Origin of the sequence: Bacillus sp. CDB3 (assembly GCF_002081505.1) — a bacterium.
Classification (GTDB): domain Bacteria; phylum Bacillota; class Bacilli; order Bacillales; family Bacillaceae_G; genus Bacillus_A; species Bacillus_A cereus_AT.
Map to the genome: position 1 here is coordinate 1 of NZ_ALBR01000050.1, position 13,104 is coordinate 13,104.

Below are 13,104 nucleotides of genomic sequence, written 5' to 3' on the forward strand. Positions count from 1 at the left end.
ACCAGGACCTACAGGACCTCAAGGCGTAGCAACGGGCATTCAAGGAACTGAAGGGCCTGAAGGACCTACTGGACCTCAAGGCGTGCAGGGCATTCAAGGAATTGAAGGGCCTGAAGGACCTACTGGACCTCAAGGCGTGCAAGGTATTCAAGGGCCTGAAGGACCACCGGGACCTACTGGGCCATCGGGAGATTGTGATTGCCCACCGGGGCCAACTGGACCGACGGGACCTACTGGGCCTACTGGGCCGACGGGACCTGGATGTAATTTCCTTGTTTATGCTACAAACGCAGGAGCCATTGATGACCCTTCAGATGATACAGTATCTGTAATTAACACCGGAACAAATACAGTTGTCGCTACAATTACTGTAGATAATGCACCTCTTGAAGTAACAGTTTCACCAAATGGGACTCGTGCTTATGTTACTAATATTTTCTCTAATACCGTTTCCGTTATTGATACTGCTACCAATACAGTCATCGCTACCATTCCTGTTGGAAGTAATCCAATCGGTGTAGCTGTTTCTCCAAATAACACAACTGTTTATGTTGGAAATCATGGTAATAATACTGTTTCTGTTATTAATGCTGCTACCAATACAGTTGTTGATACTATTTCTGTCGGTAACGCTCCACAAGGGATCACTGTTTCTCCGAATGGGGCCTTTGCATATGTTGCAAATGAATTAAGTAACACAATTTCTGTTATTAATACTGCTCTCAATACAGTTAGTGCTACCATTCCTGTCGGCATTCGTCCAAGGATAATCGTCTTCACACTAGACGGGACTCGTGCTTATGTCACAAATCAAAACAGTAATACTGTTTCTGTTATTAACACCGCTACCAATTCCGTTATTGATACTATTAGTGTAGGTACCGAACCTGTTGGTATAGCTATTACACCGGATGGAGCTCGTATTTACGTTGTAAATAAAGTAAGTAATAATGTATCTGTAATAAGTACGTTGACAAACACCGTCATCGATACCATTCCAGTTGCACTATCACCAGACCAAGTGACTATCATACCAGATGGCACTCGCGCCTATGTTACAAACCAAGCTAGTAATACTGTTTCTGTCATCAATACTGCTACAAATACGGTTATTGATACGGTCCCAGTAGGTGTTGCTCCAACTGGTATAGCAACCGGATTTATTTGCGAATAATATAAAGAACAGAGAGACACTAATCATATTTCTCTGTTCTTCCATTAATTCCAATCATATCCGAGCAGTTAGCTTTTGCTAGCTGCTTTTTTTACAAATAATAATTAATTTATCCAAGAGCATTTCAAAATATTTTCATATGATATGGTGTATTCCTTTCTTTTGAGTGAATGATCTCGTCATTAGAGCACTTTATTAAGTGCTCTTTTCGTGTTTCAAATACATACAAAATAAAATTTTTATATTAATCTTAATTACACATTTAATTGAATATTAATTCATCAGATATGAATCATTTCTTATAAGGGCGCTCTGTACTTGCGCCCTTATATAAATACTCAAATTTATTCCCCTCGCATATTTTTATAAATTGTATACAGTTCCATATGGAATTGTTGAAACAGAAATTCCGTATGGTGTAATATGATGCATTGGATAATAATACTCCATAGATGAATAGTACGGTTGTATGCCTTGCTGTATTTGTTGCATTTGCTGCTGTGCTTGTAACGCTTGTTGAACAGCTTGAATTGTACTTTGTGCTCCGCTATACGTAATACCCGCCGTACCATACGGACGCATTCTATCTCGGGTATCAAAATATGAATAAAACATTAGTATTCAACTCACTTCCATATAAGTTATTACAAAGTATATTATGAGTATTAATTTCAGTGAGTGTTAAAAACTAGTCCACTAGCTTTTATTCAAATAGCATTTTTGTTCAACTGCCTTCTTTTAATCCCCACGCCTTATCAAAATATACTCTTATATATCTTTCAACTTATTATGATGCAAGTGTCTACACTAAATTGTTAGACAAGCATAAAATAAATTGAGTCTAATAATAAAGGAAAAATAAATATGCAAAACCGTTACATGCTTACAGTCAAACTCACCTCATTTAACGGGACAACGCTGACTGGCATTACTATAGAAGGTTTCACGCTGACAGCGAACGTCACGTTAAGAACAACCTATCATCAAGCAATTCTCAATCGCTTTCCCCATCAGGACCAAGTTCGCCCCCTAGTCGTGAACTATAACGTAGCCGCCAAATCTTGCAGAAGATCTGCTATCTTGAATGCCGTGACGCAACTCACAAATGCTGGGGCAAGCGCGCAGGTCCGTCTGGATTCCTGCAACAATACCGTGGCATCCTTCCGTCCCGTTCTCTCAATAATATAAGTCAGATACCCGTCACAATAGGATACCGACTGTGATGGGTACGTAGCTGTTCGAGTGAATAGCCCTCAAATTTGTCCCCATCCCATTTCCCTTCACTCCTTGAATATTTTTTCAAAACCAATACATACTATTCTCAAGCCGCCGTATCCACGGCTAATACTTCTTTCTTTTGTTACAGCAGAAGCAGGTAGATACGTCACTTATCTGCTTTCTCTGTATATTTTTTAAAATATCGAAAAGACTACCTACAAGCTGTTTGAACTAGCAGCTTCACTCTTCTTGTAATGGGAAAGCAATTTATCCCAATTAGCTAACTCATTCGACTCACTGGCAGACAACCAAAATTGTTGTATCTTTTTGTATGGAATTTTTCATTTTGCATATACTACTTTTGAGCCTGTTTACCAATGCAAGCCATTTTGGTGTTTTGAATTCCGACTAAGCTTTTTTTGTTGCATAGATTATTACATCTTTGACAACACTGGTTAAAAGCGCGTTTTCTGGTTATTCGTAGTTCTAGTCCAGAATAATTTTCCTCCTAAAAAGGACAGTAGGTACGACTGCTCGTCCTTTTTACTTATATCGCATACTCTCCCTTTTGACAGCTATGAACCACATTGGCCTCTTCATCGAAGTAAGCAATTTCCCAATAAGGGTGGCAGTTGTACGCTTCTATTTTCCCATCAAACAAAACGAACAAAACGAACAAATTAGTTTTCCATTTTCCAACAATCGTACCCCACTTGCCAGCTACATTTACTCGCATACCCATGTAAGCAAAATGTAGATTTCGGTGGTTCTGCATTTTCTTGAAAGCTTTTTCCGCGCTATACATCTGCTTGACGTCAAAAACACCTTCGTTCTCGCACTTTACAAACTTCATGAATTCTGTCATTGGTATTTGATATCTCTTTAACTTTAAGGGTATATTCTCATATCTTACCCAATATGCAAGAAGATGCAGCGAAAACATTCGCGAAGAGTATATTTTGATATGTGTTTACAAAATGTTTGCAAACACATATCAAAATGCTCAAAAGTATTGATTTAAAGGCATCTATAGCACATTGAAATAAAACATTACATATAAACTCATATAATTTTAGTGCACCTTTTTTGAGATTGGAATATATTTTGTAAAATACGCCCCCACTAGCAACAATACTATTGAGACTAGCCAAGTAAAAATACCGCCAAAATGAAGCCAATATGCAAACAAATTTAAGATTGCAATTAAAAAGCAACAAATAGAAGTTAATGAACTTTTTAATCCTTTTATCCCTGCTTTTTTTCTTTTTTGATAAGTTATATACATCGAAACGACTAGAAAAAAGATAAAAACAATTAGTAACATAACTTGTAGCAAAGTCAATCCCCCCATCTATTTCCATTCCCTTAATTTTACCATCTTATTCCTTACGAATTCTCCTTGTTGCTTACCAATTTCATAATAATTTCCTTTTAATGACGAAAAATACCCCTTTATTTGATACACCTTAAATTCCCCCTCACATTGAATATATCCATATCATACCGAAATCCTTTTGTTCATTCTTGATGTTTTCCGCTCTTTTCCACTTACATTAACAATCCTTTTTTCTTTTCAATCAGGTCAGTTAATAACTATTTGATACCTACTCAAAACATTGTTAAAATCACCATAAGAACAAACGTTCGTAAGGTTATTAAGATGAGTACAGTATTTCGAAACTAGTTAAAATAATATCAAATGGAATAAACTCTACATTGAACATGTTTATTGGCATTCAACTGATTATGAAAATGCGAAAACTTGTATTTCATATGGATGCAAATGGCCATATTGTTCAGTTAAAGAAAGAATATTTTTTAGTCATCCATTTATTATGATAAAGGGAGTAATTGTATATGAGTAAAAGCAAACCAGTTGATGAATTGACTATTGAAGACTTGAAACAAAGCCCGATATGGGAATGGGCAATAGATGAAGAGGAAAATGAAGAGTGCGATGAAACGTGGGTAAAACCAGTGGAAACTATAAATTTCACAGAAGAATTAAACGGTTCAATAGTACTGGGCGAATTAATAATACATAATGATGAGAAATTTCCTATGATGTGTAGTATTGATATTGAAAATAACGAGGTATTAATTAGTTCCATTGTTTTTTATAACGAAAAAGAAAATGAGTATATTGCTATAGTAGATGTAGTAAAAAAGGTTGAGATGCCAATCTCAATTAATATTTATCTCACAATTAATGGAGAGCCTAGATTTTTAAAATTCTTTGCAAATAAAATTGATATTTATAAAAACACTATAAAAACTAACTTAAATTAAATTCTAATTGAAGTTAGGAGAATACTTATTAAGTAAAAAATGGGAAACCATTATAATTAACGGTTTCCCATATATCCTCCTATTTTCAATATTTATATAAATTTATACTAAATAATCCCCTTTTCCACCAATGTCTCTGCGATTTGAACTGAGTTCCAAGCCGCACCTTTTAATAAATTATCAGAAACAATCCAAAGATGGAATCCTTTTGGCGTATCCGGATCTTTGCGTATTCTACCTACAAATGTATCTCTTTTACCCTCTGCATATAATGGCGTTGGATAAATTTGTTCACTAGGATTATCTTGTAAAATAACACCTGGTGCATTCAGTAGTACTTCTTTAATTTCTGCAACGGTCGCTTCTTTTTCAAGTTCAATATAAACCGATTCAGAATGCCCCGATACAACTGGAACTCTGACGCAAGTAGCTGCCATTTTCAGCTTTGGATCTTCTAAAATTTTCTTCGTCTCTTGAATCATCTTTACTTCTTCGAATGTGAAATCGTTTTCTGTAAATATATCCACTTGCGGCAATACATTAAATGCAATTGGGTAATGTTTTTTATCTTTTTGTGCTGGTAATATAGTACTCTTCACTTCTTCACCTGTAAGCATTGACTTAGCCTGTTCTTTTAATTCATGAATCGCATGAATTCCTGAACCTGATACGGCTTGATACGTTGAAACAATAATTCGTTCTAAACCAAATGATCTTCGAATTGGCTGAAGAGCTGTTACCATCTGTAGTGCTGAGCAATTCGGAACTGCAATGATCCCTTTATGTTTCCTTAAAGTATGTGCATTTACTTCTGGAACGACGAGTGGTACATCGTGTGCCATTCGGTATTCACTTGTGTTGTCAATTACGATTGCACCACTAGAAACTGCATGATTTACATATTGTCTAGAAACTTCTCCTCCAGCACTAAAAAATGCAATGTCTACACCTTCAAAACTAGTTGATTTGGCCTCTTGTATTTTAATCTCCCTTCCTTTAAATTTTACTGCCTTACCAGCAGATCGTTTTGACGAGAGTAATGTAATTTCTTCTATATTAAATTTCATTTCTCTATCTAACAATGCAATGATTTTTTGCCCTACTGCACCTGTAGCCCCAACTACAGCTACATGATAGCTCTTTTCACTCATTTTTTCTCCTCCAATTTCACTTGAATAAATTTCTCCACAACTTAATTTTAAAAGAAATTTAATGATTTGAAAAATTGAAATACATGATATAATCATTCACAAATCATGATAATAAAAGAGGTATCACTTATGGAAATGAGACATGTTAAAACATTTTGTGCCATTGTTAAATATGGCAACTTTTCTAAAGCTGCTCATGCATTAGGTTATGCGCAATCTACTGTGACAGCTCATATTAAATCATTAGAGAGCGATTTAAACATTCCTCTATTCGATCGATTAGGAAAAAAAATACTTCTTACAAAAGCAGGTCATCAATTTCATCCGTACGCATTAGAATTACTTACTATTTATGATAAAGCGCAAGAAATCCCTCAAAACAGTGACCATTTAGAAGGAACATTGACTATTACATCTAATGAATCATTGGCAGTGTATCGGTTACCACAATTATTACGTACTTACAAACAGGAAAATCCGAAAGTAAATATCGTACTTGAGACAAATACCAATGAGCAAGCATTGAAAAAACTACATGAAGGAGAAACCGATGTTATCTTCATAATTGGAGAAAGTATAGATCATAATGATTTTATTACGTGTAATTTATGTAATGAAACATTTGGATGGATTTTCCCTGCTCATTTCCCTTCAAACACTGATCCACTCTTTTTATTACAAAATACTCAATTTATATTTACTGAACAAAGCTGTGGCTATAGACCAATGGTAGATCGTTTTTTACGTCAAAGTGGGAATATTCCCGCTAAAACATTCGAAACTTCCAATGTTGAAGTCATTAAACAATCTGTGATGTGTGAGTTAGGAATTTCCATTCTCCCTTACATCGTTGTACAGGAAAGTTGTCAAAAAGAGCAACTCTGTTTTCAGCCCATCGAAACTCCAACAGTCATTCAAAGCCATGTAATCTATCATAAATCTAGATGGATATCACCCGTTTTACAATCGTTTCTTACACTATTAAAAAAGACAAAAATATAATAGAGATAGTATTTAACTTATATAGTCATTTTCTTTTATTAGACGTTTTCTTTTCTTTAACTAAAGCATATACGATTGGAAGAACTAGTAAACTAGCAATTGCACACATAATTCCTAAAGAAGAAAACGGCAATCCATTACTTACTGCAAGTGAAGCTGCTCCAGAAGCAATGGTCATTCCAATATACATGGCAGAACTATTTAATGCCATCACAGTCCCTCGCACAGCTGGTTCTAATTCTGAAATTAAAGCCGTTAATGATGCTTGGCCAAATCCAATAAATAAACTCCAAATTATATGTACAGTAATTGCAATTGCTAGATTTTCTATAGAAAGCGAGAATATCATTACACTAATTGAGGCTACAATACTGGCAATGGAAACAACATTCCTCTTTCCTACTTTATCAGATAACTTTCCACCAAAAATATTTCCAGCCACACTACCAATTCCCGCCAGAAAGATGACAATACCTATCTCGCCAACGGAAAGTCCAAAGTTATTTCCATAATAAACACCTATGTATGAAAACATTCCGTGTAATCCAATTGTCCATAGGAACGTTGCTAATAATGCAAATAAAACTGATACATTTACTAAAACCATTTTTAACGATGCAATCAACGTCTTCGTTATAGAAACACGCACCTCATCTCTCGGTTTTTCATTTTCTAATAGCTGATTAACTAGTAATGTAATAAATAAAGTTAATAGTCCTATACTATAAAATGTCCACTGCCAATTTCCTACTTCGGATAAAAATGCTCCTATAGGTACTCCGATGACTGTCGAACCTACCATTGCTCCCATAATTGTTCCCATTGCTTTTCCCCTTGACTCATATGTAACTTTATCTCCTACTAATGCAAATATACTTGGCATGATCATTGCACCGGATAAACCTGTTAGACCACGAAATAATAAAAGCATTTCAAAATTCTTAGCTATTCCTGTACAAAATGTAGAAATGGAGAAAATAACAAACCCCATTATGATCATACGTTTCCTTCCAACTCTATCAGACATTGGTCCGAATAAAGGTGCAGTTATTCCATAACAAAGTGCATAAATAGTAATTAAAAGTCCTCCACTCCCATCAGGCATACTGATTGTTTCTGTAATAGCTGGTAATAAAGGTGCCACAAGTAATGAATCTAGCCCAACAAAAAAAGCTACAATTGCCAAAATACGTATCATCGACTTTACCTCCATATAAAACTCCCCTTTTATTTCATATATGAAATAACCCTTTATAATTATCCCCCTTCTTCTTTTATTGCACTAGTTTTCACTTCATATATGAAGTATTTATATAAATAAAAATGTAACAAAGTGTTACATTTTTATTATATTTAACTCAAATGATTCTTCCACTTTAATAATAAAGCGTCTAAATGCTCTTCTTCTTCTTTCGTAAAACAACCACAGTTCTCTTTTAAAAAATCACTATATTGCACATCTACTTGCTTTTTTGCTTCTTCACCTTTTTCAGTTAAATAAACGAGCGTTTCACGTTGATCATTGGGGTTCTTCTCTGTCATAACGTAACCATCACGCTTCATCCGTTGAATCATTGTTGTCATATTACTTGGAACACAGCCCATGTTTTCAATTAATTTTGACATGGATACTTTCCCAGATTTTGCGAGTACTTGAATTACTCCGAATTGAACATAGCTTATATCATATTGTTCAATTGCTTTATCTAAATTTCTTTGGAGTAAATGATAAACATCACGAATATTTCCGTAAAGCTCTCTGTTATTCATATGTATATTTAAGCCCCTCTAATTTATTTCATATATGAATCATATTCCCATTTATTTCTTGTGTCAATAAAAAACACCTTTGCATTTATAGCAACAAAGGTGTTTCAAAATCAATATGTATATTATTTATTAGCTTGTACCTCACCTGCAATTAATTTACTACCTGAATATGTACCTTTTGTATAAAACTTGATTAATTAATTCTTTTGTTCCTTTCTGACATTACTCCTTTCCCTTCTCCTAAATTCCCACTTTGCAATTTCCAAATCTTGTTGTGGTCCACATCAACCTTTTCATATTTCCCTTGTTTCCATCGTTCTAAAATATCCACATATGTACTTTTTTGTGCAACATCATTACTATTTATAATTTCAAGTAAACTTTCAATACGTTCTTGTGTAATAAAAATATAGCCCCATTTTTGATCAGCTTTCGTTTTTTGATGTGCCATTTCATGTAATGCTGTCTGTATGTTCTCATCTGTCCACTTAAAATTTTTATTAAAACCGCTATTCGGTAATGAATGATTTCCATTTTCTAAAAGCTTTGCATCTTCAGCTTTTACATTATTATCAGCTAGCACTTCTACTGCCGGAGCGGCTGGTGATGCCTTTTTCGCAGCTGGTTTACTATTATTCAGATAATACAGCATACCATACGTTACACCTACCCCGATTACTACCATCCCCGCGATAATCCCTAATACTTTAAATAGTGTTTTCATCTCGCCTATTTCCTCCCACATAGCCCTTTTCATAATTTCTATCTATCAAAAACAGATGTAGCATCTCTTTTTTCGCAGCTTGCTGCGATTCATTTTTCCATACTAATTAACATAACTATAACTATTACTTTCCAGAAATGTAGCAACTCCATCCTCATCATTACTTTTGGCAATAAATTTAGCGACGGATTTTAATTCTTCAACAGCATTGCTCATCGCTACGCCAATCCCACACTTTTCTATCATTTCCATATCATTGTAGTCATCTCCAAAAGCAATTACTTCAGATACATCTCGATTTAAGTGCTGTAGAACATGCTGAATGCTATTCCATTTTGAAACATCCGTATGCATAATTTGACACAATGTTCCGTTATCTGTAATGACTGCCTTACACTCATCAGGCAATTCCTTAGTGAACTCCTTATTTATTGAGCCATTAGTACAAACGATTAATTTAGAAGCTTTTTCAAAGTTTAACTTTCTTATATCCATGACTTCACACGGCACATCACCGAAATAATCAGTAACATCAAAATTTGAGTACAGCTTATCATTTATTTCAAGACAAATCTGATGGAGATTATACTTTTTTGCTATTTCTATGATTTCTAAAATATCATTTTTAGAAATCTTCATTTCATATAAAATATCATTACCTTTAAGAACTAGAGCTCCGTTATAACAAATAATAATCTCATTCTTTAACACGCTGGGAATATACTGATTTATAGCTCTTGGAGGCCTTGCCGTAGCAAAAATCAATTCGTCTCCATTATTTTTACATTCCCTCAAAATATTAATAGATTTCTCTGAAATTGTTTTATCACTTCTTAATAAAGTCCCATCAAGATCTGAAATAATAATCTTTTTCATGCTTATATTTATTCCTCCTTCACAAGTTATAACTCGACACATCGATTATTTGTTGAAGCAATCGAGCTTTTACGGGTAGTTGACCTCCGCCTATTTTTTTGTCACAGCTGAATTTTGAGTCTAATTTCCCCAAAATAGCGGAATTCATTTTCGTTTATTACATATTTTCTATTCCCTGAATCATATATACATTTCCTTATATTGTATTTCTTTTCTTTGTAAATTGAAAGATTATTCCGTCAAAAATCTCCGTCTTTTTCAAATGCAAACCCAACTCTAAACATTTCGTTTTAAATTTATAAAAATATATGCTAGCCTAAATATAAAGGAGATGAATAAATATGAGTTTATTGTATAGCGGTTTAACTTTTTTAAACTTTGATGATACATATTTGTTACAAAATAAACTTCATTCTTATTCACATGAAGATATTGATTTTAGTCATTTAGAGCACTCAAACCTGTATTGCGAGACTCCTTCTTTAATGCGTATTAAACGGGAGCTATACCGTAGAAAGCAAAAAGGAATCACTTTTATCGGTTCTGGCAATTATCATTATGTATCTTATTTACTACTGAAAGAAATAGATGAACCATTTAGCCTTATTTTATTTGATCATCACACTGACATGAACTTAAAAGAAGAAAATGAACATACTCTTATTTCTTGCGGGTCATGGGTATCATTCGCTCTTCAAAATAACCCGAAATTAAAGAAAGTAATTATTATTGGACCTTCCTCTTTAACAATTCATTCTAATGATTATTCATGCGTAGAAGTGTTCCCGATAGATATATCTAATGAAGTATCTGCACATACAATACTTTCGCATATTCATACAAAGAATATATATGTAAGCATTGATAAAGATGTTTTAGATTCAAAAGTAACTATTACAAATTGGGATCAAGGACATATGAGATTCTCTACACTAATAAAATGTATTCATTCTCTTATTAGAAATAAAAATGTTTATGGTATCGATATTTGTGGTGAACTACCGGTTTATCCTTCTCAACTCTTTCTTCCTAAATATACAAATGCTATTAAGAAAAATGAAAAAGCAAACTTACAAATATTAAAAATAATATATAATACGAACTCACATATTCAATATGTATAAAAAACAACGAGTACCTTATAGGGCACTCGTTGTTTTTTATGCACGATTCTCTTTTAACCACTTCGTAATAGCATCTAACCTCGAAACATCAAAACGGCTTTCTTCACACACGTTCAAGCTGTTAAACTTTCTCACAATTTCTAATTCATTCGACTTTACACTTTTCGCTTCAATCAATTTACAGTATCCGTCCGTTATGGTATTTAAATTTTCATAATAACGCTGAAACGATTTTGATATATGTAAATGCTTTTCAAAGTTTCTTCTTCTTTTCGTCTCATCAGATTCTTTCCTTTTTCGAAGTTCTTCATCATTCGTGTACAAATAAAAATATTGATCCGGAAAACCAATTTCCCTATTTATCATCTTTTCTTTATAAAAGTTTTCTATTAAAGATAACGGTTGATTAAATATATCAAAATGAAAGCACCAATTATAACTAAGTGGCTGATATATGTCCCCATCAAGTATTACAATTTCATATTGCTGTGATTTCTGCATCGCTATATTCCAGCGCTCTACTTGTTTTTCAAAATACCATGTATTATGTTCATTTTTTGGTCTTTCAAATAAAAAATTCACTTCAGGTATAATGTATGCACCATAATTTTTTTCTAGTTCACGACATGTGCTACTCTTACCAACAGCACTCGCTCCCTCAAACGCTATAATCCCCATAGTTTCTCCCACTTTCATTAACTTAGATCTCGTTGTTTCGCTCTTCTCCCCCATAACTGTCTCCATAAAACAATTGAAGCGATAGAAAGCATGATTGTTGTAATAATACTACCTTCAATCCCAAATGAGCCTCCATGAAGGACTTCATTTCCATTTGTTACAGGTTTAAAAAGTGGTGTAGAATACATTGACATTCCACTTACTGCAAAACCAAAGACGTTATATTGTGCCCAATTCCAAATAGAATGCCATGCGCAAATCCCCCAAAGACTACTGTCCTTTAATACGTAAAAAGCTGCAAATACACCAACTAATATTATATTCGATATCGAAAGAATTGTAATACCTGGATTAAGTAAATGAAGAAAACCAAATAAAAAAGACGTCACAACAATCCCAATCCATATACGGCTTCTAACAGAGAGAACCGGGAATAACCAACCTCGTACAACAATTTCTTCAGTTGCCCCTTGTATTAAAAATGCAACTAAAGACCCTACAATACCAAATATAGCTGTCATTGTAATTTCTTGCATTTGTAATTTCACATTACCTGTTAATAAGAGTAAAATTACTGGTATTGAGATGAAAACAAAACCTATTAAAGCACCTCTCAAATATTTTCTAATCCATTGATTTTTCCAAAAACCAATTGATGAAAATGATCTTTTCTCTACAAATTTAATCCATAAAAAAACAAAAATATAGCCCCGCCAAACGTTAATATCATCTCAATATTGCTATAAATTGCCTTCATAAAGGTTGTTTCTGCTTTCGGTAAGAACAGCATAAATAACATAAATAATTCACCTAAAGTCAAGAATACAATAGCAAGTATAACAGCGAAAACAGGATGAACTTTTCTTCTCCCTTCTTTTGCTGCTTCAATTATTTTAAATTGTTTATTTAGCAATATTCTATCCTCCTTATTGTTGTGATCATCTGTATTCTTAAAATATACATCGTTTCCCCTAAACATACTTTTTAATATAAATGATTTCTGTTTGGAATAAATTCAGATTAGGAATAATATATAAATAAAAGAGATGTCTTTGTGCCCTTTACCATTATCACCCAAATCATTCACTGGTATTACCA

Annotated in this window: 12 protein-coding genes and 3 pseudogenes; 5 read left to right on the forward strand and 10 right to left on the reverse strand. The window is 33.8% G+C overall.

Annotated elements, in window-relative coordinates:
* A partial coding sequence (locus tag CDB3_RS12125; protein WP_179139697.1) for a choice-of-anchor I domain-containing protein occupies window positions 1-1,174 on the forward strand: 1,174 nt, incomplete at its 5' end.
* Window positions 1,175-1,537: 363 nt separating this feature from the next.
* Here CDB3_RS12125 and CDB3_RS12130 read toward each other — a convergent pair.
* Together CDB3_RS12130 and CDB3_RS12140 are read right to left on the reverse strand one after the other, a co-directional pair.
* Window positions 1,538-1,789: a DUF3947 family protein gene (locus tag CDB3_RS12130; protein ID WP_002136277.1), complete on the reverse strand. Its 252-nt coding sequence runs from the start codon at window positions 1,787-1,789 to the stop codon at window positions 1,538-1,540.
* Between the two features lie 1,150 nt (window positions 1,790-2,939).
* Entirely contained in the window at window positions 2,940-3,257 is a 318-nt protein-coding gene (locus tag CDB3_RS12140) for a hypothetical protein (protein WP_256869774.1), read from the reverse strand.
* Window positions 3,258-3,265: 8 nt separating this feature from the next.
* Here CDB3_RS12140 and CDB3_RS33095 point away from each other — a divergent pair.
* A pseudogene (locus CDB3_RS33095) lies at window positions 3,266-3,355 on the forward strand (tyrosine-type recombinase/integrase); the annotation flags it as partial.
* 109 nt (window positions 3,356-3,464) lie between these two features.
* Here the strand turns inward: CDB3_RS33095 and CDB3_RS12150 are convergent.
* On the reverse strand, window positions 3,465-3,728 hold the full coding sequence (locus CDB3_RS12150) for a hypothetical protein (RefSeq protein WP_128854666.1): 264 nt from the start codon (window positions 3,726-3,728) through the stop codon (window positions 3,465-3,467).
* 521 nt (window positions 3,729-4,249) lie between these two features.
* Here CDB3_RS12150 and CDB3_RS12155 point away from each other — a divergent pair.
* A complete protein-coding gene (locus CDB3_RS12155) occupies window positions 4,250-4,681 on the forward strand; it encodes a hypothetical protein (RefSeq protein WP_128854667.1) in 432 nt (143 codons plus the stop codon).
* A gap of 107 nt (window positions 4,682-4,788) precedes the next feature.
* On the opposite strand, the gene CDB3_RS12160 is transcribed toward CDB3_RS12155, so the two are convergent.
* Window positions 4,789-5,832: an aspartate-semialdehyde dehydrogenase gene (locus tag CDB3_RS12160; RefSeq protein WP_128854668.1), complete on the reverse strand. Its 1,044-nt coding sequence runs from the start codon at window positions 5,830-5,832 to the stop codon at window positions 4,789-4,791.
* A gap of 129 nt (window positions 5,833-5,961) precedes the next feature.
* Between CDB3_RS12160 and CDB3_RS12165 the strand changes: the two genes are divergently transcribed.
* A complete protein-coding gene (locus CDB3_RS12165) occupies window positions 5,962-6,834 on the forward strand; it encodes a LysR family transcriptional regulator (protein ID WP_128854669.1) in 873 nt (290 codons plus the stop codon).
* Between the two features lie 25 nt (window positions 6,835-6,859).
* Here CDB3_RS12165 and CDB3_RS12170 read toward each other — a convergent pair whose 3' ends face one another.
* From CDB3_RS12170 to CDB3_RS12185, 4 genes and pseudogenes are all read right to left on the reverse strand, one after another.
* Window positions 6,860-8,047, reverse strand: a complete 1,188-nt coding sequence (locus CDB3_RS12170; RefSeq protein ID WP_128854670.1) for an MFS transporter — start codon at window positions 8,045-8,047, stop codon at window positions 6,860-6,862.
* A gap of 140 nt (window positions 8,048-8,187) precedes the next feature.
* Window positions 8,188-8,604, reverse strand: a complete 417-nt coding sequence (locus CDB3_RS12175; protein WP_128854671.1) for a MarR family winged helix-turn-helix transcriptional regulator — start codon at window positions 8,602-8,604, stop codon at window positions 8,188-8,190.
* Between the two features lie 122 nt (window positions 8,605-8,726).
* Window positions 8,727-9,328: pseudogene (locus CDB3_RS12180) on the reverse strand (PRK06770 family protein).
* 102 nt (window positions 9,329-9,430) lie between these two features.
* A complete protein-coding gene (locus CDB3_RS12185) occupies window positions 9,431-10,204 on the reverse strand; it encodes an HAD family hydrolase (protein WP_128854672.1) in 774 nt (257 codons plus the stop codon).
* 341 nt (window positions 10,205-10,545) lie between these two features.
* On the opposite strand from CDB3_RS12185, the gene CDB3_RS12195 reads away from it, so the two are divergent.
* Window positions 10,546-11,328 (forward strand): arginase family protein, encoded by a 783-nt coding sequence (locus CDB3_RS12195; RefSeq protein ID WP_128854673.1) that lies wholly within the window; start codon window positions 10,546-10,548, stop codon window positions 11,326-11,328.
* Window positions 11,329-11,364: 36 nt separating this feature from the next.
* Here CDB3_RS12195 and CDB3_RS12200 read toward each other — a convergent pair whose 3' ends face one another.
* Together CDB3_RS12200 and CDB3_RS12205 are read right to left on the reverse strand one after the other, a co-directional pair.
* A complete protein-coding gene (locus CDB3_RS12200; protein ID WP_128854689.1) occupies window positions 11,365-12,024 on the reverse strand; it encodes a DEAD/DEAH box helicase family protein in 660 nt (219 codons plus the stop codon).
* Window positions 12,024-12,919, reverse strand: a pseudogene (locus tag CDB3_RS12205) (CPBP family intramembrane glutamic endopeptidase). The gene CDB3_RS12200 and the pseudogene CDB3_RS12205 overlap by 1 nt, the downstream one beginning before the upstream one ends.
* Between the last annotated feature and the right edge of the window lie 185 nt (window positions 12,920-13,104).